Here is a 22182-nt window from a genome sequence, read left to right on the forward strand (position 1 = left end):
TTGGTTAAAAAATACGATAGACGTATGGGTTATCAGGCTTGTTGACTTGCTGGACTTCTGTAATATGTAAAACAGGTAAGGTCTGTTGTAAATCTTTGTTGTACTCAGTTTGGATATGACCTTTTAAGTTTAACCAAGTATTGTTTGGATAGGAAACCTGATTTCCAGTCGTTAATAAACCATAGACACCCGAGTCAGCTATACAATGTATAATACCAAATCTGAACAGAAATTGGTAGTCTTTATGACCAGGTTCGTTGTAAACAAAACCAGTATAAGAAATATCACGATCACTAAATTCATCTGGATAAAGATAAATTAGTTCCATTATTTCCATATAGTTCTGACTGGTAATCTGTAGAGGTTGATTTCCCTGATACTTTTTCATCTCTTTTTTCATTTCCCGTTGGTAGGCTGATTTGGTAAAGTAGAGACTGGTATCGGGTTTTAAATATTGAACAGTTGTTCCATCATCACTTATTCCATTTTTTGACGTTCCAGCTGCTAGTGGAAAAGTATAGCCTTTAGCTGAAACAGTTGTTGAATCAAGACTGACCGTTGGAATCAAAAGTCCAACCAGAACTGGTAAGACTAGAATCAAAGGACTTGTCAGCTTAGCCATTTTCCCGTGCAGATGACTGTGAACTTTAATATTTTTCATCCAAGTATAGAGTTGAACAGTGGCCAACAGAAAAGATAGGACCATTGATATATAAGCTAAATAAGAATAGCGAATATTGATGTACTGATCCAATTTTCCGGATAATTCTAAGTACATGGTTAGTTCAAAATAAGCTGCTAAGACTAAAAATCTGATCATGACATCACTCCCACTAATAAACAATATAGGATAATAACCGAAGCAGAGACGGAGATAAATTGGATAATGAATTTTTTCTTAAAGGCTTTTAACATCATCATCAAATTTTTGATATCAACCATAGGTCCAATTAGCAAAAAGGCTAATACGGGGGAAAAACCAAAGGTGGTTAACAAGGAAGCACCGATGAAGGCATCTGCCTCACTGCAAAGAGAAAGGATGAATGCAAGAAGCATCATCGTTAGAATGGCAGTGAGCGGATTGTGCCCAATGCTTGTTAAAATCCGAGTAGGAACAAAGATTTGCATGCCAGAGGCAATTAATGTACCGAAAACAAGATAACGTCCCGTGTCGAAGAATTCATCTATGGCGTGAGCTAAGGCAAAATATAGTTTTTTAGACCATTTTTCCTGGCTGTAATCATGTAAGTGAGCTGGCTCAGCCGATTCCTTTAGAATATCATCATCCACGAAATAAGCTAACAAGACTCCTAAACAAATAGCGACAATGATTGCTCCTAGTAAACGCAGTAATAAAAAGCGTAAGGAATTTCCAAAAGCTGAATAGGTTGCGAAGAGCACTATCGGATTGATAATTGGTGCAGTTGCTAAGAAGGGTATTGCAGTATAGGAAGGGACCTTTTTTTCGAGGAAACGATTGATGATTGGGATTATGCCGCATTCACAAGATGGGAAAACAAAACCAATCAAGGTCCCAAAAAGGATTCTCAGAAATTTCTGCCTTGGCAAGTAGCGTTGGACAATATCTGGGGTAATGTAAACCTCAATAAAACCAGATAGAATAGTTCCTAGCAAAACAAAAGGTAAGGCCTCAATGATAATCGACAAAAAGATAGCCGACCATTGAAGAATATCTGGTGGAAGAGATGAAAAGATTTGCATTATCTCTCCCCCTTTCTAAAAACATCATGATTTAAGTAAGATATCAGCAAAAAAAGAGAAGTCAGTGGACTTCCTGACTGATAACTCATAGTTTGTCAACCTCTTTTTTATTATTTTCTTCTTTGGTTGCAGGAATGATTTTGCCTTCAGCATCGACATCTATTGGTTTGTCAAAACTTGGAATACTTGCAAAACCTGACATCATTTTTTCTAATTCGTCATTTTTTTTATGTGTAATTGCCATTTTTCTACCAACTTTCTTTATAGATATACCACTATTATACTATCATTTAAAGGGAAATGAAAAGATAAATCATAATTCTTAATTGAAGAGAGAATTATAATAAGATAATAGTATCAGTATTAGCTTCTTTTATACAAGCTATTTTACCACGAAAGTCTTATACTTAACTTAAGAAGAAAAGGAGAAAAAATATGCAAGTTAAAATTGAACACATCGGACTATGGGTTAAAGATATGGAAGCAATGAAAGAATTTTATTGCCGTTATTTTGAAGCAAGTTCTACAAGTCTTTATCATAACCCTAAAACTGGATTTTATTCATACTTTTTAACATTTGCGTCAGGTGCTCGCTTAGAAATAATGAATAAAACTAATCTTGCTGACCAAAACCATGAACAATTTGGCTTTGCACATTTAGCATTGGCTTTAGGTTCGAAAGAAGCAGTTGATGAGTTTGCTTACTACATGCAAGACCAAGGTTTTCCTATTCAAAATGGTCCGCGTACAACAGGTGACGGTTATTATGAGGCGGTTATTAATGATCCAGAAGGAAACATTATTGAATTAACAATCTGAACATAACTTATATTAATAGGGAAGAATACTTGTCAAAGTTCATTATGCTTTGGAAAGTATTTTTTATATAAATTTGGAAGTTGAATACAGATTTTTTACTTTTGATCTCAATTCTAGATTTAATTATGTTTTCTGAGAAATGTGATATAATTAACTTCATAGGAGAAAGTAATGAAAAAACATGTTTTACTAGTGGATGACGAGGAACATATTCTTCGTTTATTAGATTATCATTTGGCCAAAGAAGGCTATCAGACAGAATTAGTCGGTGATGGTCGGTCAGCTTTAAAATTAGCAGAGACTGAACACTTTGACTTTATCTTACTAGACATCATGCTTCCTCAATTAGATGGGATAGAAGTTTGTAAAAGAATTCGAGCAAAAGGAATCACAACCCCTATTATGATGGTTTCAGCTAAAGGGGATGAATTTGACAAAGTATTAGCCCTAGAATTGGGTGCTGATGACTACCTAACCAAACCATTTAGCCCAAGAGAGTTAATTGCAAGAGTAAAAGCTATACTTCGTAGAACAGAAAAAGATCAAACTGATGATAATGATTTGAGTGATGAGCAATGGGTCGTTAATGGGCTACGGGTTTTTCCTGATCGTCATGAAGTCTATAAAGATAATGACATGTTAAACCTGACACCAAAAGAATATGAATTATTACTTTATTTAATAAAGCATCCTAATATGACCTTAACAAGAGAACGATTGCTTGAACGAATTTGGGGTTATGATTTTGGTCAGGAAACACGATTAGTCGATGTCCACATTGGTAAACTGAGAGAAAAAGTTGAAGATGATCCGAAAAATCCTAAGTTTATCAAAACCATTCGTGGTTACGGTTATAAATTTAAGGAGTTAAAGGATGAGAAAAAGTCTTAGTATCCTAGCAATCACGAATATATTATTATGGCTCTTTTGTTTTTTTATCTATTTCGACTATGGAAATAAGCAAGTTTGGATTAGTTTTATTATCCTCTTGATTTTGATATCAGTATTCGCAATAAAAAATATGCACGACACTCAAAATGACTTAGATGAATTAGTAGAGAATGCCTATACTTTAAGGTATTACAATTATTCTTCAGATGAGACAATTCAGGAACTAAACCATATTTTACGAAATTTTCGAAATCAAACAGAGCAACAAAAAGCAAGCATCAAAGGTATGTCTGAAAACCTTCAAGCTTTGCTATCCCACCTAACAATGGGCATGTTTTTGGTTGATCGAAAAAAAAATATCGTTATACATAGTAAATCCTTGCCTAACTATTTTCCAGATACAAAAATCGATTATAAGGTTTTAGATGATATTAGCCGAACGGATATCAAGTCTTTAGTTAAACAGACATTTTTAAGCACCAAAACCATAAAAAAAGAACTTCGTGGATTTCATGAAGGTGATTTGATTTTAGAAGTGACAGTCGTTCCAATTCTAAATGATGTTCAAGAGACTGAGCAAGTTTTAGTTTTACTCTATGATTTAACAATGATTCGGAATTACGAAAAATTGAACATGGATTTTATCTCAAATGCTTCTCATGAATTAAGAACACCGGTAACTTCTATTAAAGGTTTTGCGGAGACCATCAAGTCAATGCCGCAAGATGAAGAAGTTTTAAAAAAAGAATTCTTGGATATTATTTATAATGAAAGCTTGCGCTTAGAACACATTGTTGAGCATATGCTGACGCTTTCGAAGGTTAAAAAGACTCAATTACAGAAAACTGATATCGACTTGAATGAATTTCTCCAGTATATTGGCAATAGCTTAAAACATCAATTGCAGCAAAAACATTTACATTTGAAATATGATTTAGAAGCTAATGTTATCATTGAATCGGATAAATACCTTTTGTCTCAGATTATTTTAAATCTTCTATCAAATGCCATTCGTTATACTGAGGATGGCGGGGATATAATGGTTATTACTAGAGAAACAAAAGACAATATCACAATATGTGTCAAGGACACGGGAATTGGTATTAGTCAGTTAGAAATCGAACGGATATTTGAACGCTTTTACAGAGTTAATAAAGGACGCAGTCGCCAAAGTGGTGGAACTGGTCTAGGTCTTTCAATAGTGAAAGAACTTAGTCAAATCTTATCTGGCAAAATTAGTGTTTCTAGTCAGCTTGGTCAGGGAAGTATCTTTACCCTAACCTTACCATCAAGTATTATTTCAGAGAAAAAAGAAGCCTAAAAGACTTCTTTTTTTAATGTTTAGGAAATATTTTTTAGAAATATAAACTTTTACAAAATCTTTACAAAAATAGGGGATAAACCTTTACAAAGCATTGGTATACTAAACATGTAGCAAATCTACAAGAAGTAAAAAAATATATTTTAAAAGGTGAAACTTATGAAAATTCAAAAAATGATTACTCTCGCAGTTCTCGGTTTGTCTAGTCTTGGCTTAGTTGCTTGTGGCAACAACGATTCAAAATCTTCTGATACATCAGCATCAGGTGGAAAAATTGAAGTCATCACTCGTGAAGATGGTTCAGGAACACGTGGAGCATTTACTGAAATTACTGGTATTTTGAAAAAAGATGGTGATAAAGAAACTGATAACACTTCTAAATCAGCAGTTGTTCAAAACAGTACAGAAGGTGTTATCTCAGCAGTATCTGGTAATAAAGATGCTGTAGGATATATCTCACTTGGTTCACTTAATGATAATGTAAAAGCACTTAAAGTTGACGGAGTGGAAGCAAGCTCTAAAACAGTTAAAGATGGCGACTACCCACTTCAACGTCCATTCAACATTGTTTACAACGACAGCTTATCAGCTTTAGGAAAAGACTTCGTAGCATTCATTCATTCTAAACAAGGTCAAGCAGTTGTAACAGATAATAAATTTGTTGAAGCTAAAGATGATATGAAAGAATACACTTCACAAAAAATGTCAGGTAAACTTTCAGTAGTTGGTTCAACTTCAGTTACACCACTTATGGAAAAACTAGTTGAAGCATACAAAGAAGAAAATCCAGATCTAACAATCGATATCACTGCTAATGGATCTTCAGCAGGTATCACAGCTGCTAAAGAAAAAACAGCTGACATTGGTATGGTGTCTCGTGAACTTACTCCTGAAGAAGGCAAAGACTTAAAACATGATGCTATCGCACTTGATGGAATTGCAGTTGTTGTTAACAAAGACAACAAAGCAGAAGAAATCAGCATGAAATCTATCACAGATGTATTTACTGGTAAAGTAACTAGCTGGGATAAAGCAAAATAAGTCTAAGAAAGTGTAAGGGGGACACCTTTGTCCCCCTTACTTTCATTCATTTAGAAAGGATAGCGCGTGAAAAAACAAGCGTTCAAAGAAGAATTCTTCAGAATTCTATTCTTCCTTAGTGCAGCGATGTCAATTGTTGCTATATCATTAATCTGTATCTTCATATTTATGAATGGACTACCATTTATCGGAAAATACGGTGTTGCTAAATTCTTATTTGGCTCAAATTGGTCTCCTTCAAATACACCTTCTAGCTTTGGTATTTTACCAATGATTGTTGGTTCATTATTAATCACCATAGGAGCTATTATTGTCGGTGTGCCTACTGGAATTTTTACGTCTGTCTTTATGGTTTATTACTGTCCAAAACCAATCTATGGTTTCCTAAAAGGTGCAGTCAATATGATGGCTGCAATTCCATCAATTGTTTATGGTTTCTTTGGTTTACAATTAATGGTTCCTTGGATTAGAACATTTGCTGGAAACGGGATGTCCGTTATCACAGCATCATTGTTATTAGGGATTATGATTTTACCAACTATCATTAGTTTGACTGAATCAGCTATTCGAACAGTACCTGCAACTTTTTATTCTGGAAGTGTTGCTTTAGGAGCAAGTCATGAACGCACTATTTTTAGTGTTATTGTTCCAGCTGCTAAATCAGGTATTTTTTCAGCAATAATTTTAGGTATTGGTCGTGCAATTGGGGAAACAATGGCTGTTATTCTTGTCGCTGGGAATCAACCAGTTATTCCAACAGGATTATTTGAAGGCACTCGAACAATGACAACAAATATCGTGTTAGAAATGGCTTATGCTTCTGGTCAACATAGAGAAGCATTGATTGCGACTTCTGCTGTATTATTTATCTTTATCCTTCTAATTAATGCGTGGTTCTCTTATATGAAAGGAAAATCAGTAAATGAGTAAATATATTTTAAAAACTTTAGTTTACCTTTTTACCTTACTTACATTTGGATCACTTTTTCTAATCGTAGGATTTATCTTGGTTAATGGTTTACCAAATATTACTCCTTCACTATTTGAATGGAAATACACTAGTGATAATGTCTCACTGATGCCAGCAATTGTTTCTACTTTAATTTTAGTATTTGGCTCACTTTTGATTGCATTGCCAATTGGTGTATTTGCAGGATTCTACTTAGTCGAGTATGCTAAAAAAGGCTCAATATGGGTTAAACTGATTCGTATTGCTGCCGATACATTAGCTGGGATTCCATCAATTGTATTTGGTCTATTCGGGATGCTTTTCTTTGTTGTCTTTATGAAGTTCCAATATTCATTATTGTCAGGGATTTTGACATCAGTTATTATGGTTCTTCCAGTTATTATCAGAGCTACAGAAGAAGCTTTGATGTCTGTAAGTGATAGCATGCGTCAAGCCAGTTTTGGGCTTGGAGCTGGGAAATTGAGAACTGTTTTCAAAATTGTCTTACCAGTTGCCATGCCAGGTATTTTAGCAGGTGTTATTTTGGCAGTTGGTCGTATCGTTGGTGAAACGGCAGCTCTTATGTATACATTAGGGACTTCAACTAATGCACCAACATCTATTATGTCTTCTGGACGTTCACTCGCTTTACATATGTATATGTTATCTAGTGAAGGTCTTCATGTTAAAGAAGCATATGCCACTGGTGTTATTTTAATTATTACAGTATTGATTATAAATGCTATCTCTACAATTTTATCTCGTCGCCTTGTGAAAGGAGCATCTAAATAATGGGAACTTTTTCCGTAAAAAACCTTGAATTATATTATGGGGATTTTCATGCCCTTAAAAATGTTGATATTGAATTACCAGAAGGGAAAATTACAGCCTTGATTGGCCCTTCAGGGTGTGGTAAATCAACATTTTTGAAAACTTTGAACCGTATGAATGATTTGATTCCTAGTTGTCGTATCGAAGGAGACATTCTTTTAGATGACAAAAATATCTATGGAAAAGATATGAATTTGAATAGCTTACGTAAACGTGTCGGAATGGTTTTCCAACAACCCAATCCATTCGCGATGTCTATTTATGATAACGTAGCCTACGGCCCTAGAACACATGGTGTTAAAGATAAAGCTCAACTTGATGCAATTGTCGAAAAAAGTCTTAAGGGCGCAGCGATTTGGGAAGAAGTTAAAGATGATCTTAAAAAGAATGCAATGTCACTTTCTGGTGGTCAACAACAACGTATCTGTATCGCACGTGCCTTGGCAGTAGAACCTGATGTTCTTTTAATGGATGAACCTACATCAGCATTAGACCCAATTTCAACTTTGAAAATTGAAGATCTTGTGCAAAACTTGAAAAAGGATTATACCATCATTATTGTAACTCATAACATGCAACAAGCTTCACGTATCTCAGATAAAACAGCTTTCTTCCTAACTGGCGAAATCTGTGAATTCGGTGATACATTAGAAATTTTCACAAATCCTAAAGATAAACGTACAGAAGACTACATTTCTGGACGCTTCGGTTAGAGAAAGGACTTTTACATGAGAGAGCAATTTGAATTAGAACTTCAACTTTTAGAGCAACAATTTTTAGGATTGGGTCAAGCAGTTATTGAATCAGCTTCTAAAGCATTATTAGCATTAGCAGCAAAAGATAAAGAAATGGCTGAAAAAATCATTGAAGATGATAAATTGATTAACCAAGCACAAATTGATGTTGAGATGTCTTGTGCACGTATTTTAGCCTTACAACAACCACAAGTAACAGATCTTCGTTTTGTAATTACAATCATGTCAGCTTGTTCTGATTTAGAACGTATGGGTGACCATATGGCTGGGATTTCAAAATCAATTATTCGTTTGAAAGAAGTCGATACCTTAGATACAATCGAAGAACAAATTCACGATGCCGGTCAAAAAGCACTGAAAATGTTATCAGACTTATTAGCTGCTTTTCCTAAACGTAAAATTGAAAAAGCAATTGAAATTGCTAAACAAGATGAAGCTATTGATGAATTATATTATAAAACGTCTAAGGAAATCATGACTGAAATGAAAGGGCAAGAAACTTCAATTCGTAACGGAGCAGAATACCTTTACATGATGGGTCATATTGAACGTTTTGCTGATTATATTTCAAATATTTGCGAACGTTTGGTTTATTTAGAAACAGGCGAAATTGTCGAATTAAACTAATAAAAAAGGTGCCTAGGCATCTTTTTTTATTGTTAATTACTAACTAAAATAACATGCCAAAAGCCCATTAAATAGCCATTTTATGGTATAATATACTTATTATGGAAAATAAAATTATCGAAACAATTGCTGAGCAATTAGCAATCTCAATAAAACAAATTCAAGACGTTTTAGATTTAACAGCTGAAGGAAATACCATTCCATTTATTGCACGTTATCGAAAAGAAGTGACGGGTAATTTGGATGAAGTTGCCATTAAAGCTATTATTGATACTGAAAAATCTTTAACAGCCTTAAAAAATCGAAAAGAAACTGTTTTGGCAAAAATTGCTGAGCAGGGCAAACTATCTGATCAACTTAGAGCAGCTATTGAATCAGCAGATAAACTAGCTGATGTTGAAGAACTCTACTTGCCTTACAAAGAGAAAAGAAGGACCAAAGCAACAATTGCTCGTGAAGCTGGATTGTTCCCACTGGCTCGTCTCATCTTACAAGATGCTGACCAGTTAGAAGTAGAGGCTGAAAAATATACAAATGAAGCCTTTCCTACTGCAGAAAAAGCTTTGTCAGGAGCTGTTGATATTTTAGTTGAGGCAATGTCAGAAGATGCTAAGCTGCGCTCATGGACTTATAACGAAATTTGGAATTATAGTCAGCTTGTTTCGCAATTAAAAGACCAATCACTTGATGATAAAAATGTCTTTCAAATTTATTATGATTTTTCTGATAAAGTTTCCAAAATGCAAGGCTATCGGACACTTGCATTAAACCGTGGTGAAAAACTTGGTGTGCTCAAAGTTTCCTTTGAACATAACATTGATAAAATGTTGCGTTTTTTCAGTGTCCGTTTCAAGCAGAAAAATCCTTATATTGAAGATCTCATCTCACAAGCCTTAAAGAAAAAAATTATTCCTACCATGGAACGTCGGATTCGCAGTGAATTAACAGAGGCTGCTGAAGACGGTGCTATTCAATTATTTTCAGAGAATTTAAGAAACCTTTTGTTAGTTTCTCCATTAAAAGGGAAAATGGTTTTAGGTTTTGACCCAGCCTATAGAACTGGTGCTAAATTAGCAGTTGTCGATCAAACTGGTAAATTAATTACAACTCACGTCATTTACCCAGTACCACCTGCTGGACAAGCAAAAATTCAACTTGCAAAAAAAGAATTAGCTGAATTAATTCAAACCTACCAAATTGAAATTATTGCGATTGGAAATGGCACGGCTAGCCGTGAAAGCGAAGCTTTTGTAGCTGAAATTCTTAAGGACTTTCCAAGTACTTCATATGTCATCGTGAATGAAAGCGGTGCTTCTGTTTATTCAGCGTCTGAACTAGCAAGACATGAATTTCCAGAATTAACGGTCGAAAAACGCTCTGCCATTTCAATCGCAAGGCGATTGCAAGACCCATTAGCAGAATTAGTAAAAATTGATCCTAAGTCAATTGGTGTCGGTCAATATCAGCATGATGTTAGCCAGAAAAAATTAACGGATAATTTGGATTTCGTCGTTGATACCGTGGTTAACCAAGTTGGAGTTAATATCAATACAGCCAGTTCAGTGCTTTTGTCTCATGTTTCTGGACTTAATAAAACAATCTCTGAAAATATCGTTAAGTACCGTGAGGAAAATGGACGTATACTTTCCCGTGAGGCTATTAAGAAAGTTCCACGTCTAGGGGCAAAGGCATTTGAGCAAGCTGCTGGTTTTTTGCGGATTCCAAATGGTGAAAATGTTCTCGACAATACAGGGGTTCACCCAGAATCCTATGCAGCTGTTAAGCAATTATTTAAAGAATTAGATATTAAGGGATTAGACGACCAAGCAAAAGACAAATTAAAAGCAGTGAATAAGAAGGAGATGGCTGAGAAGTTGTCAATTGGTTTTGAGACATTGAAAGATATTATCAGTGATTTACTCAAACCAGGAAGAGACCTTCGGGATGAATTCCAAACGCCAGTATTACGTCAAGATGTTTTAGATTTAAAAGATTTAAGAATTGGTCAAAAACTGGAAGGGACTGTTCGCAATGTTGTCGATTTTGGTGCTTTTGTAGATGTTGGTGTCCATGAAGATGGCTTAATTCATATTTCCGAAATGAGTAAGACATTTGTAAATCACCCAAGTCAGGTAGTTTCCGTAGGTGATTTGGTGACTGTATGGGTTTCTAAAATTGATCTTGACCGTCACAAAGTTAACCTTAGTTTATTAGCGCCAAATGAATCTAACTGATTATGTAAAGCAGGTTTCCAAAGAGGATTTTGGACAAAGCTTCGAACACGAGGCCCATTGGAATAATCGTTTAAAAACAACAGGTGGAAGATTTTTCCCCAATGATGGTCACTTAGATTTTAATCTTAATCTTTATGAAGAATTTGGTCCTGAGATTTTTCGGAAAATTGTTAGGCATGAGCTCTGTCACTACCATCTCTATATGGCCAAAAAAGGTTTCCGACATCGAGACCAAGATTTTAAAGATCTATTAGCCCAGGTCGATGGTTTGCGCTATGCCCCAATTAGTCAAAAACTCAATAAAATTCATTATATATGTAAGTCTTGTAGGCATCATTTTACAAGAAGACGACAGATAAACACGCGAAAATATGTTTGCGGCTTTTGTCAAGGAAAAATAGTCAAAATAAATCAGTCAAAAGACTGATTTATTTATCATCAATAGGTATTATAATATAGAAGAAAATCAGCAAAGGAGGAGTGCGCAATGGATACAGTTTTTTACAAACAGCGCAAAAACAGGTTGGTTGCAGGTGTTGTTGCTGGCTTAGCTGATAAATATGGTTGGGATTTAGCAATTGCACGCGTTTTTGCAGCCCTGCTAATTTATTCAACTGGCTTTGGATTTGTTATTTACATTTTATTAGCTATCTTTTTGCCTTATAAAGAGGATCTAATTGCTAAAAAACGTAATAATGGGCCAAGACGTCGTAAGGATGCCGAAGTGGTTGACGATGAAGATGATGGTTGGTTCTGGTAAGAATTTTCTTTAACTTATTATTTTTGAACAGGGGAATAATGAATTAAAGACACAACCTATTGATTTGAAGAAGGACTTTATGACTGACATGAAGTCTTTTTCTCTAAAATTTTATATTTATGATACTTTAAAGTGACTCTATTAAAGGGTTTACAATTCAAGTATGATATAATATAAAAAAGGAGATATTATGTCAGTTACAGTTAAGATGCTCATTAATAAGGTTCGTTTTGAAATTATTTATGGCACCGATGAATTATTTGAAAAAGAAATCACAACATCCGACATATCAAGACCAGGGCTTGAAATGACCGGTTATTTTGATTATTATGCACCTGAACGCATTCAGATTTTTGGGATGAAGGAATGGTCATATTTGACAAAAATGACTTCTCATAACCGTTATTCAGTTTTAAGAGAGATGTTTAAAAAAGAAACACCAGCTGTGATCGTTTCTAGAGATTTACCAATACCTGATGAAATGATTCAAGCAGCTAAAGAGGAAAATATTGTTCTTTTAAAAAGTAAAACATCTACTAGTCGATTATTAGGTGAAATCTCTTATTTCTTAGGGGAATCATTAGCAGAACGAACAAGTGTTCACGGTGTTTTGATGGACATTTATGGTATGGGTGTTCTGATACAAGGGGACTCTGGTATAGGTAAAAGCGAAACTGGTTTGGAATTGGTAAAGCGGGGTCATCGTTTAGTTGCTGATGACCGAGTAGATGTCTATGCGAAAGACGAAGAGACACTTTGGGGGGAGCCTGCTGAGATTTTACGACATCTTCTCGAAATTCGAGGTGTTGGCATTATTGACATTATGTCACTTTATGGAGCTAGTGCTGTTAAAGATTCTTCACAAGTTCAGTTGGCTATTTATTTAGAAAATTTTGAAGCAGGGAAAATATTTGATCGTCTTGGCAATGGTAATGAAGATGTTGATTTTGCCGGCGTTAAAATTCCACGAATTAGAATTCCAGTTAAAACTGGGCGAAATGTCTCTGTTGTTATTGAAGCAGCTGCGATGAACTATCGTGCTAAACAAATGGGATTTGATGCGACTAAAACTTTTGAAGAAAGATTAACGAATTTGATTAGTCAGAATGAGGAAAACCAATGATTGACCCAATAGCATTTAAAATTGGTCCATTTGCCGTTCATTGGTACGCGATTTGTATCATGATGGGTTTGCTGTTAGGAGTCTACTTAGCTTCAAAAGAAGCTCCACACAAAAAATTGCCTAGTGACGATATTATTGACTTTATTTTGATTGCCTTTCCACTATCTATTCTTGGTGCACGAATTTATTATGTTGCCTTTGAATGGTCATATTATTCTCAGCACCTGAATGAAATTTTTGCCATTTGGAATGGCGGGATTGCTATCTACGGTGGTTTAATCACAGGTGCCATCGTCTTGTATTTTTACACCTATAATAAAGCTATTGATCCCATAAGATTTTTGGATGTTACAGTTCCTGGTGTAATGATTGCGCAGGCTATTGGTCGCTGGGGTAATTTTGTAAATCAAGAAGCTTATGGCAAAGCAGTAAAAAGTTTAAATTATTTACCAAACTTCATAAAACAACAAATGTTTATAGACGGAAGTTACCGAATTCCAACCTTTTTATTTGAGTCATTATGGAATTTATTTGGATTTATCTTTATCATTGTTTTGAGAAGAAAACCTAAGTTTCTCTTAGAAGGTGAAATCTTTGCTTTTTATCTCATCTGGTATGGTTGTGGTCGACTTGTTATAGAAGGCATGAGAACGGATAGTCTAATGTTCTTAGGAATCCGAGTTTCACAAATTGTTTCAATTATTATTATTGTAATTGGTCTTGCTTTTGTTATCAAAAGAAGAGCACAAAAAAATATTCCTTTCTATCAGGAATAAGCTAAAGGAGAAAATATGGATTTAGTAGGTATTGCATTAATTATCATCGCACTTGCATTTGTTGCACTCGTTATCTTTTTAATTATTGTTCTTAAAAAGGTATCAGAAACAATTGATGAAACGAAGAAGACAATTTCTGTTTTAACCAGTGATGTCAATGTAACTCTTTATCAAACTAATGAAATCTTAGCTAAAGCAAATGTTTTAGTTGAAGATGTCAATGGTAAAGTATCAACAATTGATCCCTTATTTGTTGCCATTGCAGATTTATCAGAAAGTGTTTCTGATTTAAATGTTCATGCAAGAACTTTGGGACAACATGCTAGCTCAGCAACAAGTGGTGTTTCTAAAGTTAGTAAAACTGCCATGGTAGGTAAAATGGCCTCAAAAGTATTTGGTAAAAAGGAGAAAAGTTATGAGTAATCTACTTAAATCATTAGTTATTGGTACTGCAACTGGACTTGCAACTGCCTATTTCTTATCAACAGAAAAAGGAAAAGAAATTAAAAGCCGTGCTGAACAGGCATACGATGCTTATAAAGAAAACCCAGAAGAGTATCATCAAATGGCAAAAGAAAAAGGTACTGAATATACTAACCTTGCAAAAGAAACATTTAATGATTATAAACATAAATTTGAAACTGGTGAGATTACTCCTGAACAAGTAATGGAAGCAGTTAAACAAAAAACAAATCAATTTGTTAATAAGACAAGCCAACAATTTACAGAAGAAAAAGATATGACAGATGATCAAACAATGACTACTGAAGATGTTGTTCTTAATGAAGAAGATGTAATCATTGATTATTCTGATATCAATGAGGAAGCTCCAGTGATGAACACTTCAGAAGATTTGATTTCAGATACAGATGTTTTTTCAGAAGAAATTATAGATGCATCAGCTAAGTCTGAACGTGAAGAAGAAGAGTTACATTCAGAAATATAAAAAAGTTTTGGGTTTTCCCAAAACTTTTTTTATTTGATAAGATTTTTAACAGATTTTTTGAGAACATTTGTGATACTAAAGCTGATTATGCCTGAGAACAAAAATGCCCATATCGGAGAAAAGTTTAATGCGAGTAGGACAAATGCAAATAAGACAGTGACTAAACTAAAAATTGCAATCGCAGCAAAAAAGAATAATTCTTCTAATTTAGCACTAGGTGCATTAAGTTCTTGAAATTCTTGAAATTTCGGAGTTTCATTCTGATAATCCTGTAATTGTTCAAAATGCTCTTCTTTTCTTAATGGTGATGGCATAGTCCTCTCCTTTCCTTCGAGATACTAAGTCATTTTATCACAAATTCTCCAATTTGTCATCTCTTTTTTGAAAATTAAAAAATGAAAGCACAGTTTTCAAGAATTGACAAGAAATATGCTTCCAAGGCCTCCAAAATTTGATATAATAATCTTTATATGAAAAAAATAATTATTACAGCAACAGCTGAAAGTATTGAACACGTTAAAGCATTGTTATCACTTGGGGTAGACCGTATTTATGTTGGAGAAAAAGATTACGGATTAAGACTTCCTCATAACTTCACTTATGATGAATTACGAGAAATTGCAACAATCGTGCATGCGGCAGGAAAAGAATTGACTGTGGCCTGTAACGCACTGATGCACCAAGGAATGATGGATGCCATTAAACCTTTCCTAGATTTAATGAAAGAAATTCAAGTTGATTACTTAGTGGTTGGTGATGCTGGACTCTTTTATGTTAATAAGCGTGATGGCTATAACTTTAAGTTAATTTATGACACGTCTGTCTTCGTGACATCAAGTCGTCAGGTCAATTTTTGGGGGCAACATGGAGCAGTAGAAACTGTATTAGCTCGTGAAATCCCTTCAGCAGAATTATTTACCTTAGCTGAAAATGTTGAATTTCCAGCTGAAGTATTAGTTTATGGAGCCTCGGTTATACACCATTCAAAACGTCCACTGATCGAAAATTACTATAATTTCACTCATATTGATGATGAAACAACCAGAGAACGCGGATTATTCCTTGCTGAACCTGGTGATGCCGAGAGCCATTATTCCATTTATCAGGACAACCATGGGACGCACATCTTTATCAACAATGACATTGATATGATGACCAAATTGGAAGAACTGCACAGCCATAACTTAAATAATTGGAAATTGGATGGGATATACTGTCCGGGTGATAACTTCTTAGCTATTACTAAACTCTTTATTGAGGCGCGCGAGCTAATTTTGGCTGGAGAATTTAGCCAAGAAAAAGCAGAAGAACTTGATCAAGAACTTAAAAGACTTCATCCAAAAGGTCGTGACTTAGATACCGGATTTTATGAGTTTGATCCGAAAACGGTTAAGTAATTTTTGAAGAATTGCTGATGCTCAACAGTCGAGAGAAAAAAGGATAAAAAATGTCAAATACAGAAAAAAAACGTCCAGAGGTCCTTTCACCAGCTGGAACTTTAGAAAAATTAAAAGTTGCTATTGATTATGGTGCAGATGCAGTTTTTGTCGGTGGACAAGCTTACGGTTTACGTAGTCGTGCCGGTAATTTTTCTATGGAAGAATTGCAAGAAGGAATTGATTATGCTCACGCTCATGATGCTAAAGTCTATGTTGCAGCCAATATGGTTACACATGAAGGTAATGAAGCAGGAGCAGGTGAATGGTTCCGTCAATTAAGAGATATGGGCTTAGATGCCGTTATTGTATCAGACCCTGCTTTAATAGTTATCTGTTCAACGGAAGCACCAGGTTTAGAAATTCATTTGTCAACTCAAGCTTCATCAACAAACTATGAAACATTTGAGTTTTGGAAAGAAATGGGCTTAACACGTGTTGTTTTAGCTCGTGAAGTAAATATGGCTGAGTTAGCTGAGATTAGAAAACGTACAGAGGTAGAGATTGAAGCCTTTGTTCACGGAGCAATGTGTATTTCTTATTCAGGACGTTGTGTCCTTTCTAACCACATGAGTCACCGCGATGCGAACCGTGGTGGTTGCTCACAATCTTGCCGTTGGAAATATGATCTTTATGAATTGCCTTTTGGTTCTGAAAGACGTTCTTTAAAAGGTGAAATTCCTGAAGATTATTCAATGTCATCAGTTGATATGTGTATGATTGACCATATTCCTGATTTAATTGAGAATGGGGTTGATAGCCTTAAAATTGAAGGTCGCATGAAATCAATTCACTATGTATCAACTGTTACCAATTGTTATAAGGCAGCAGTCGATGCTTATATGGAAAGTCCAGAAAAATTCTTTGCCATTAAAGATGAATTGATTGATGAACTATGGAAAGTAGCTCAGCGCGAATTGGCAACAGGTTTTTATTATGGAACGCCAACTGAGAATGAACAGTTATTTGGAGCTCGCCGTAAAATTCCACAATATAAATTTGTTGGAGAAGTAGTCTCATTTGATTCATCAACCATGCTAGCAACAATCCGTCAACGTAATGTTATTCATGAAGGGGACAAAATTGAGTTTTATGGTCCAGGATTCAGACATTTTGAAACAGAAGTAGTTGATTTACATGATGATCAAGGTAACAAAATTAATCGTGCACCAAATCCAATGGCATTACTAACAATTAAATTGCCACAGGCTGTTCAAGCAGGTGATATGATTCGTGCCTGTAAAGAAGGATTAGTCAATCTTTATAAAAAAGATGGCACTAGCCAAACAGTAAGAGCATAACAAAACTCCTCTATGAAGAGGAGTTTTCATGCTTTGTTTTTTGGTAGTATGGATATTTTTTTAATTTCAGAAATGGTGACTATTTGTGTCACATTATTGTTTTTTAAGATGAGCTGTCCTATTTCTTTATTGTATTTGGTAATCAGACCTGTTAGGTCCTTTTCTGAGCAAATAAGATGAACGGGAGTATTGCTTTCCATAGCCTCGTTAATAGTAGCTATATTTTTATTTGACTGAAGTGAAATAGGTTTTTGTTTGTCCTGTTGGTGGGGGTAATGGGAGTGTCCGTCAATAAAATCATAAAGGGATGACTTTATTATATTTGCAAGAGATTTCATAGCCATTTTCCTTATAAATTGTTAGAATAGTTTTATAGTATTTTATCGCAAAATTGTTATTTTTTAAAGAAAAGAGATAGAAATTTTTCTCTTTTTTTCGAATTATTTATTAGGAGGAAAAATGGCTGAATTTACTTTTGAAATTGAAGAACATTTAATTACTTTATCTGAGAATGATAAAGGCTGGACTAAAGAACTAAATCGTGTATCATTTAATGGTGCACCAGCAAAATGGGATATTCGAACTTGGAGCCCAGATCATACCAAAATGGGTAAAGGGGTTACCCTGACCAATGAAGAATTTAATCTTTTGGTCAAAGAATTTACAAAATAAGATAGGACACCTGCATAAGGTGTCTTATTTTTATTCACTCTATGCTAATAAGTGATTAAAAATTACACGAATAATGAGTAAATATGTAATTCAATCTAATTTTTAGAAAATATTTGAAATTGTTTGTCAATTCAGAATATTTGTGATATCATGTAAATCATAACTTAAAGATTAAGTTGAGTATTCAATTAGGAGAATAGGGATATGAAAGCATGGAAAACATTAACAACGGCTGGACTCGTTTTAGTAACGGTCTCAACTTTAGCAGCGTGTGGTAACTCAAACTCTGCATCAAAATCTGGAGATAAAAATACCATCAATTGGTATACACCTACTGAAATTATTACACTAGATATTTCCAAAAATACTGACCGCTACTCAGCGATGGCGATTGGGAATTCTGGTAGTAGCTTACTTCGCGTCGGTAAAGATGGTAAACTTGTTCCAGATTTAGCTACTAAAGTCGATATCTCAAAAGATGGTAAGACTTATACAGCTACTTTGCGTGACGACTTAAAATGGTCGGACGGTAGCAAAATGACTGCCGATGACTTTGTCTATACATGGCAACGTATGGTTGATCCTAAGACTGCGTCAGAATATGCTTATTTAACAACGGATGCTCACTTACAAAATGCTGATAAAATCATCGCAGGTGAGGAAAAAGATCTCACTAAATTGGGTGTTAAGGCTGATGGTAATAAAATTATCTTTACTTTGGACACTCCCGCACCACAGTTTGAAAGTCTCTTATCATTCTCAAACTTTATGCCACAACAAAAGAAATTTGTTGAAAAAGCAGGCAAAGAATATGGTACAAGTTCTGAAAAACAATTATATTCTGGGCCATATGTTGTCAAAGATTGGAATGGGACTAGTGGTAGCTTTAAACTAATAAAAAACAAATATTACTGGGATGCCAAAAATGTTAAAACCAAAACTGTAAAAGTACAAGCTATTAAAAAACCAGATACTGCGGTTCAAATGTACAAACAAGGTCAATTAGACTTTGCAAATATTTCTGGAACATCAGCAATCTACAATGCTAATAAAAACAATAAAGACAACATCAAAATTCCAGAAGCCCGTGCAGATTACTTAGCTTATAATGAAACTGGTTCTGTGAAAGCATTAACTAATCAAAAAATCCGTCAAGCACTTAACCTCGCTACTGACCGTGAAGGATTAGTTAAAGCTGCTGCAGATACAGGTTCTAAAGCGGCAAGCTCTCTAGCACCGACTGGTTTAGAAAAATTAACCAATGGTAAAGATTTAGGTGAATACACTGCACAACCTTACACATATGATAAAGAAAAAGCAGCAAAACTTTTTAAAGAAGGATTAGCAGAACTTGGAACTGAAAAATTAACCTTGACCATGTTAGCTGATTCAGATAATCCTATGAAGAAGGCTGCTGTGGATTACATCAAAGAATCTTGGGAGAAAAATCTACCTGGATTGACACTTGAAGAAAAATTTGTAACCTTCAAACAACGTCTTAAAGATACTTCAGAACAAAACTTTGAGATAGCTTTTGTTAGTTGGGGTGGTGATTATCCTGAAGGATCAACCTTCTATGGATTATTCACATCAAATTCTGACTACAACTATGGTAAAATTAAGAGCCCTGAGTATGATGCTGCTTATGAGAGTGCATTAACTACGAATGCTTTGGATAAAGATGCAGCAGCAGATGATTACAAAGCGGCAGAAAAAGCTTTATATGAGGGTGCTCACTATAGCCCGCTATATTATCTTGCCAATGAAGGTCTTCAAAACCCTAATATTAAAGGATTAGTTCGTAACTCAACTGGACTTGATGTTGACTTCACACATGCTTATAAAACAAAATAAAAAAAATAACTCTTCGGAGTTATTTTTTTGTTTTGAGATGATCAGCATAACCAATAATAAGTAAGGCTATTGCTAAGACTGTAAAAATCAGTTTATGGCTGACTAGTCCGTAGATTAAAAAAATTGTGCCAGATAAATAACTAATATATTCTTTTTTCATTATTTCCTCCTTTACTATTATAACATTAGTTAAGATAGCTTATAGATTTGAGCTGTTTTTTCATTTGACGACAATAGGTCTTAAAGACAGATTCAATTTGCTTTTTATCTTTTTTAAGTAACTTACCCTGTACTTCCACAGTAAAACTAATGTCACTTTTTTTATTTGAAAAGGTCCAAGTTGCAACTAATTTACCTTTCTTCAATATAATAGCTGAAATTTGTCCGGCTTTTTTCCAAACTTTTGCTTGCATATCCTGGTCAATGAGCAAATCTTTATTGGCGTAAGCAATCAACAAAGGATCGAATTTTCCCAGGACGACAATTTCTGGCAGACTGACTTGCTCATGATAGCTATCAAAGTAGTAGTTCTTCCCTTGATAGGTGGTTGCTTGTAAATTGCTTAGTGGTATTTTAGCTAAATGGCTTTGCTTAATACCAAAAAAATGAGCGGCATCAGCTAAAGTCGCTGGTCCATAAAAGATAAAATAGCGGTGCAGTAGCAATTCCATTTGAAAAGGAGCAGAAGTTGTCTGGTTTAATTGGTGCCAGTGGACAAAGCGGTCATTTTGGGTGGTCCAGGTATGATAGAGTTGGCCTTGTCGGGAATGAAGAAGAAAAAGGGCACTCCATTGAAAGAGGACTTTGTGATCTGGTCCAAAAAAATCGAGAACCTCTTGCCGAGTTCTTTTATCAATCAGATAATCTTCAAGAATTTGGCTGACAAGTTCCAGGTTAATGCCAGCTTCTGTCAGTAATTTTTTTGGCCAAAGTTCTTGTTCTGCTAGGGAAATTACAATGTCTTGCCAAGTTTCCTTTTGATAAAAATGATAGGTTTGGCGTTGTCCCCATGCTAAGATACTCTTTTTTTCTAATTCTGAAAAGGAATGAAAACTATCAGGGTCAAGGCGAGTTGAAATATTGAATAGGGCATGATTGATATACTGAGCTTGGATGCCTAGGGATTTGCTTAAGAGATGATCAATAGATTTAAGTTTTTCCACTAATCCATTATTATATAATCGTTGACTAATTATCTCTTGGCGACTTAATTCAAGCATTTTTTCTCCTTAACTGTTTTTCCTTTCATTGTACCATAATTGCCTGGGGGCACCTTTATATCATGTTAAAATTAAGTAATTTATTAGAAATTATTTTATAATATGAAAAAAAGGAGGTTTTACTATGAAAAAAGAAGCAAATAGAATAAAGTCACTTTTTGTTGCTTATATTCTGACACTCGTCTTTAATTTTCTGTCAGCCATCGGCTTTTTAACAGGGATGAGTCAGAAAGATTTATCTGATAAATATCATAATTTTTTGACCCCTAGTAGCCAAGCTTTTTCTATTTGGTCAGTGATTTATGGTTTATTATTTCTCTTATTGATCATTTATTATTTCAAATGGAGCTATAAAATCAAGGAAGAAATAGATCTTATTTATCCATTTTTGATGGGAACATTTATTTTTAATATCTTATGGACAATTTTATTTACCAACGATTTGATTGGTCTTTCTACAATTGCCATTATTATCTATGCTTTACTTTTACTGGTTATCAGTCATTATTTAGGAAAACTTGATGATGGTTTATCACTGTCTAAGTTTACCTTTGGGATTTATACTGGTTGGTTAATTATTGCTAGCTTAGTTAATATAGCTGCTTTCTTCAAAAAAACGCAATTTGGAGTACAGGCACCAAATGCCTTGGTTTCGGGATTGGTATTAATTGTTATTAGTGCTCTAGCTATCTTCCTAGTGAGAAAAGATAAAAATCCATTTATCCTATTAGCCATATCTTGGGCAGCCTATTTCATTTACACTGCTAACCATAATAATAGTGCCTCACCCGAACAGATGATTATGGCTGTCATTGCTATTGCAGTTAGTGTTATATTAGCTTTGGTCTTCATTTATCAATCTTATCAAATCATCAAAAAACCATAAAAAGAGCCTTTACGGAAA

At 34.6% G+C, this 22182-nt stretch carries 27 protein-coding genes; 20 read left to right on the plus strand and 7 right to left on the minus strand.

Features of this window, described 5'->3' with window-relative positions; genetic code table 11:
* Positions 1 to 4: 4 nt before the first annotated feature.
* The 3 genes from MKY69_RS02965 to MKY69_RS02975 form a co-directional block, all read right to left on the minus strand.
* A complete protein-coding gene (locus MKY69_RS02965; protein WP_003103478.1) occupies positions 5 to 820 on the minus strand; it encodes a TIGR03943 family putative permease subunit in 816 nt (271 codons plus the stop codon).
* On the minus strand, positions 817 to 1722 hold the full coding sequence (locus tag MKY69_RS02970; protein WP_003106363.1) for a permease: 906 nt from the start codon (positions 1720 to 1722) through the stop codon (positions 817 to 819). Before MKY69_RS02970 ends, MKY69_RS02965 begins: the two co-directional genes overlap by 4 nt.
* Positions 1723 to 1807: 85 nt before the next feature.
* A complete protein-coding gene (locus MKY69_RS02975) occupies positions 1808 to 1966 on the minus strand; it encodes an SPJ_0845 family protein (protein WP_003105237.1) in 159 nt (52 codons plus the stop codon).
* A 191-nt stretch (positions 1967 to 2157) separates the two neighbouring features.
* Between MKY69_RS02975 and MKY69_RS02980 the strand changes: the two genes are divergently transcribed.
* From MKY69_RS02980 to MKY69_RS03050, 15 genes are all read left to right on the plus strand, one after another.
* Positions 2158 to 2541: a VOC family protein gene (locus MKY69_RS02980; protein ID WP_003104707.1), complete on the plus strand. Its 384-nt coding sequence runs from the start codon at positions 2158 to 2160 to the stop codon at positions 2539 to 2541.
* Positions 2542 to 2712: 171 nt separating this feature from the next.
* Positions 2713 to 3432 (plus strand): response regulator transcription factor, encoded by a 720-nt coding sequence (locus MKY69_RS02985; protein ID WP_003104099.1) that lies wholly within the window; start codon positions 2713 to 2715, stop codon positions 3430 to 3432.
* Positions 3416 to 4753 (plus strand): two-component system histidine kinase PnpS, encoded by a 1338-nt coding sequence (gene pnpS, locus MKY69_RS02990; protein WP_003106364.1) that lies wholly within the window; start codon positions 3416 to 3418, stop codon positions 4751 to 4753. Before MKY69_RS02985 ends, pnpS begins: the two co-directional genes overlap by 17 nt.
* A 159-nt stretch (positions 4754 to 4912) precedes the next feature.
* Positions 4913 to 5794 carry a substrate-binding domain-containing protein gene (locus tag MKY69_RS02995; protein WP_340790949.1) on the plus strand — a complete coding sequence of 294 codons (882 nt, stop codon included), beginning with the start codon at positions 4913 to 4915 and terminating at the stop codon, positions 5792 to 5794.
* A gap of 66 nt (positions 5795 to 5860) precedes the next feature.
* Entirely contained in the window at positions 5861 to 6724 is an 864-nt protein-coding gene (pstC, locus tag MKY69_RS03000; protein WP_003104511.1) for a phosphate ABC transporter permease subunit PstC, read from the plus strand.
* On the plus strand, positions 6717 to 7535 hold the full coding sequence (gene pstA, locus MKY69_RS03005) for a phosphate ABC transporter permease PstA (protein ID WP_003105386.1): 819 nt from the start codon (positions 6717 to 6719) through the stop codon (positions 7533 to 7535). The genes pstC and pstA overlap by 8 nt, the downstream gene beginning before the upstream one ends.
* Positions 7535 to 8287: a phosphate ABC transporter ATP-binding protein PstB gene (pstB, locus tag MKY69_RS03010; protein ID WP_003106366.1), complete on the plus strand. Its 753-nt coding sequence runs from the start codon at positions 7535 to 7537 to the stop codon at positions 8285 to 8287. The genes pstA and pstB overlap by 1 nt, the downstream gene beginning before the upstream one ends.
* Positions 8288 to 8302: 15 nt before the next feature.
* The gene (gene phoU / locus MKY69_RS03015) at positions 8303 to 8956 is read left to right on the plus strand and encodes a phosphate signaling complex protein PhoU (protein WP_003102956.1); all 654 of its coding nucleotides are present in this window, start codon (positions 8303 to 8305) and stop codon (positions 8954 to 8956) included.
* Positions 8957 to 9057: 101 nt separating this feature from the next.
* Positions 9058 to 11190, plus strand: coding sequence for a Tex family protein (locus MKY69_RS03020; RefSeq protein WP_004234599.1), 2133 nt, complete (start codon positions 9058 to 9060; stop codon positions 11188 to 11190).
* On the plus strand, positions 11177 to 11617 hold the full coding sequence (locus MKY69_RS03025) for a SprT family protein (RefSeq protein ID WP_013793743.1): 441 nt from the start codon (positions 11177 to 11179) through the stop codon (positions 11615 to 11617). The genes MKY69_RS03020 and MKY69_RS03025 overlap by 14 nt, the downstream gene beginning before the upstream one ends.
* Before the next feature lie 60 nt (positions 11618 to 11677).
* Positions 11678 to 11950 carry a PspC domain-containing protein gene (locus MKY69_RS03030; RefSeq protein ID WP_003103187.1) on the plus strand — a complete coding sequence of 91 codons (273 nt, stop codon included), beginning with the start codon at positions 11678 to 11680 and terminating at the stop codon, positions 11948 to 11950.
* A gap of 190 nt (positions 11951 to 12140) precedes the next feature.
* A complete protein-coding gene (hprK, locus tag MKY69_RS03035; RefSeq protein ID WP_003102519.1) occupies positions 12141 to 13073 on the plus strand; it encodes an HPr(Ser) kinase/phosphatase in 933 nt (310 codons plus the stop codon).
* Positions 13070 to 13849: a prolipoprotein diacylglyceryl transferase gene (lgt, locus tag MKY69_RS03040; protein WP_003104954.1), complete on the plus strand. Its 780-nt coding sequence runs from the start codon at positions 13070 to 13072 to the stop codon at positions 13847 to 13849. The genes hprK and lgt overlap by 4 nt, the downstream gene beginning before the upstream one ends.
* 15 nt (positions 13850 to 13864) lie before the next feature.
* The gene (locus tag MKY69_RS03045) at positions 13865 to 14272 is read left to right on the plus strand and encodes a DUF948 domain-containing protein (protein ID WP_003105569.1); all 408 of its coding nucleotides are present in this window, start codon (positions 13865 to 13867) and stop codon (positions 14270 to 14272) included.
* Positions 14265 to 14795, plus strand: a complete 531-nt coding sequence (locus MKY69_RS03050; RefSeq protein ID WP_003102478.1) for a YtxH domain-containing protein — start codon at positions 14265 to 14267, stop codon at positions 14793 to 14795. Before MKY69_RS03045 ends, MKY69_RS03050 begins: the two co-directional genes overlap by 8 nt.
* A gap of 29 nt (positions 14796 to 14824) precedes the next feature.
* Here the strand turns inward: MKY69_RS03050 and MKY69_RS03055 are convergent, their stop codons facing one another.
* Entirely contained in the window at positions 14825 to 15109 is a 285-nt protein-coding gene (locus MKY69_RS03055; protein ID WP_003106368.1) for a DUF3270 domain-containing protein, read from the minus strand.
* Positions 15110 to 15265: 156 nt separating this feature from the next.
* Between MKY69_RS03055 and MKY69_RS03060 the strand changes: the two genes are divergently transcribed.
* Complete coding sequence (locus MKY69_RS03060) at positions 15266 to 16192, plus strand: peptidase U32 family protein (protein ID WP_004234595.1); 927 nt, start codon at positions 15266 to 15268, stop codon at positions 16190 to 16192.
* 50 nt (positions 16193 to 16242) lie between these two features.
* Positions 16243 to 17532 (plus strand): peptidase U32 family protein, encoded by a 1290-nt coding sequence (locus MKY69_RS03065; RefSeq protein ID WP_003105933.1) that lies wholly within the window; start codon positions 16243 to 16245, stop codon positions 17530 to 17532.
* 26 nt (positions 17533 to 17558) lie between these two features.
* On the opposite strand, the gene MKY69_RS03070 is transcribed toward MKY69_RS03065, so the two are convergent.
* On the minus strand, positions 17559 to 17870 hold the full coding sequence (locus tag MKY69_RS03070; RefSeq protein WP_004234593.1) for a hypothetical protein: 312 nt from the start codon (positions 17868 to 17870) through the stop codon (positions 17559 to 17561).
* 121 nt (positions 17871 to 17991) lie between these two features.
* Between MKY69_RS03070 and MKY69_RS03075 the strand changes: the two genes are divergently transcribed.
* The gene (locus MKY69_RS03075) at positions 17992 to 18204 is read left to right on the plus strand and encodes a YdbC family protein (RefSeq protein ID WP_003102937.1); all 213 of its coding nucleotides are present in this window, start codon (positions 17992 to 17994) and stop codon (positions 18202 to 18204) included.
* 204 nt (positions 18205 to 18408) lie between these two features.
* On the plus strand, positions 18409 to 20058 hold the full coding sequence (locus MKY69_RS03080; protein WP_003103889.1) for a peptide ABC transporter substrate-binding protein: 1650 nt from the start codon (positions 18409 to 18411) through the stop codon (positions 20056 to 20058).
* Positions 20059 to 20077: 19 nt separating this feature from the next.
* Here the strand turns inward: MKY69_RS03080 and MKY69_RS03085 are convergent, their stop codons facing one another.
* Both MKY69_RS03085 and MKY69_RS03090 read right to left on the minus strand, forming a co-directional pair.
* Positions 20078 to 20218 (minus strand): hypothetical protein, encoded by a 141-nt coding sequence (locus MKY69_RS03085; protein ID WP_003103556.1) that lies wholly within the window; start codon positions 20216 to 20218, stop codon positions 20078 to 20080.
* Positions 20219 to 20243: 25 nt separating this feature from the next.
* Entirely contained in the window at positions 20244 to 21278 is a 1035-nt protein-coding gene (locus MKY69_RS03090) for a DNA glycosylase AlkZ-like family protein (protein ID WP_013793747.1), read from the minus strand.
* A gap of 124 nt (positions 21279 to 21402) precedes the next feature.
* On the opposite strand from MKY69_RS03090, the gene MKY69_RS03095 reads away from it, so the two are divergent.
* A complete protein-coding gene (locus tag MKY69_RS03095) occupies positions 21403 to 22164 on the plus strand; it encodes a tryptophan-rich sensory protein (protein WP_003105214.1) in 762 nt (253 codons plus the stop codon).
* Positions 22165 to 22182: the final 18 nt, after the last annotated feature.

It is taken from the genome of Streptococcus sp. FSL R7-0212, assembly GCF_038007985.1.
Lineage (GTDB): Bacteria > Bacillota > Bacilli > Lactobacillales > Streptococcaceae > Streptococcus > Streptococcus parauberis.

What these genes read in the sequence shown, in the direction of transcription:
- MKY69_RS03020 (WP_004234599.1), top strand. Translation starts at nt 9,058, where the DNA reads ATGGAAAATAAAATTATCGAAACAATTGCTGAGCAATTAGCAATCTCA.
- MKY69_RS03075 (WP_003102937.1), top strand. Translation starts at nt 17,992, where the DNA reads ATGGCTGAATTTACTTTTGAAATTGAAGAACATTTAATTACTTTATCT.
- lgt (WP_003104954.1), top strand. Translation starts at nt 13,070, where the DNA reads ATGATTGACCCAATAGCATTTAAAATTGGTCCATTTGCCGTTCATTGG.
- MKY69_RS02965 (WP_003103478.1), bottom strand. Translation starts at nt 820, where the DNA reads ATGATCAGATTTTTAGTCTTAGCAGCTTATTTTGAACTAACCATGTAC.
- pnpS (WP_003106364.1), top strand. Translation starts at nt 3,416, where the DNA reads ATGAGAAAAAGTCTTAGTATCCTAGCAATCACGAATATATTATTATGG.
- MKY69_RS02995 (WP_340790949.1), top strand. Translation starts at nt 4,913, where the DNA reads ATGAAAATTCAAAAAATGATTACTCTCGCAGTTCTCGGTTTGTCTAGT.
- MKY69_RS03030 (WP_003103187.1), top strand. Translation starts at nt 11,678, where the DNA reads ATGGATACAGTTTTTTACAAACAGCGCAAAAACAGGTTGGTTGCAGGT.
- MKY69_RS02975 (WP_003105237.1), bottom strand. Translation starts at nt 1,966, where the DNA reads ATGGCAATTACACATAAAAAAAATGACGAATTAGAAAAAATGATGTCA.
- MKY69_RS03025 (WP_013793743.1), top strand. Translation starts at nt 11,177, where the DNA reads ATGAATCTAACTGATTATGTAAAGCAGGTTTCCAAAGAGGATTTTGGA.
- MKY69_RS02985 (WP_003104099.1), top strand. Translation starts at nt 2,713, where the DNA reads ATGAAAAAACATGTTTTACTAGTGGATGACGAGGAACATATTCTTCGT.
- MKY69_RS03050 (WP_003102478.1), top strand. Translation starts at nt 14,265, where the DNA reads ATGAGTAATCTACTTAAATCATTAGTTATTGGTACTGCAACTGGACTT.
- MKY69_RS03045 (WP_003105569.1), top strand. Translation starts at nt 13,865, where the DNA reads ATGGATTTAGTAGGTATTGCATTAATTATCATCGCACTTGCATTTGTT.
- pstA (WP_003105386.1), top strand. Translation starts at nt 6,717, where the DNA reads ATGAGTAAATATATTTTAAAAACTTTAGTTTACCTTTTTACCTTACTT.
- MKY69_RS03060 (WP_004234595.1), top strand. Translation starts at nt 15,266, where the DNA reads ATGAAAAAAATAATTATTACAGCAACAGCTGAAAGTATTGAACACGTT.
- MKY69_RS02980 (WP_003104707.1), top strand. Translation starts at nt 2,158, where the DNA reads ATGCAAGTTAAAATTGAACACATCGGACTATGGGTTAAAGATATGGAA.
- MKY69_RS03055 (WP_003106368.1), bottom strand. Translation starts at nt 15,109, where the DNA reads ATGCCATCACCATTAAGAAAAGAAGAGCATTTTGAACAATTACAGGAT.
- MKY69_RS03090 (WP_013793747.1), bottom strand. Translation starts at nt 21,278, where the DNA reads ATGCTTGAATTAAGTCGCCAAGAGATAATTAGTCAACGATTATATAAT.
- MKY69_RS03070 (WP_004234593.1), bottom strand. Translation starts at nt 17,870, where the DNA reads ATGAAATCTCTTGCAAATATAATAAAGTCATCCCTTTATGATTTTATT.
- MKY69_RS03080 (WP_003103889.1), top strand. Translation starts at nt 18,409, where the DNA reads ATGAAAGCATGGAAAACATTAACAACGGCTGGACTCGTTTTAGTAACG.
- phoU (WP_003102956.1), top strand. Translation starts at nt 8,303, where the DNA reads ATGAGAGAGCAATTTGAATTAGAACTTCAACTTTTAGAGCAACAATTT.
- MKY69_RS03085 (WP_003103556.1), bottom strand. Translation starts at nt 20,218, where the DNA reads ATGAAAAAAGAATATATTAGTTATTTATCTGGCACAATTTTTTTAATC.
- MKY69_RS03065 (WP_003105933.1), top strand. Translation starts at nt 16,243, where the DNA reads ATGTCAAATACAGAAAAAAAACGTCCAGAGGTCCTTTCACCAGCTGGA.
- MKY69_RS03095 (WP_003105214.1), top strand. Translation starts at nt 21,403, where the DNA reads ATGAAAAAAGAAGCAAATAGAATAAAGTCACTTTTTGTTGCTTATATT.
- pstB (WP_003106366.1), top strand. Translation starts at nt 7,535, where the DNA reads ATGGGAACTTTTTCCGTAAAAAACCTTGAATTATATTATGGGGATTTT.
- hprK (WP_003102519.1), top strand. Translation starts at nt 12,141, where the DNA reads ATGTCAGTTACAGTTAAGATGCTCATTAATAAGGTTCGTTTTGAAATT.
- MKY69_RS02970 (WP_003106363.1), bottom strand. Translation starts at nt 1,722, where the DNA reads ATGCAAATCTTTTCATCTCTTCCACCAGATATTCTTCAATGGTCGGCT.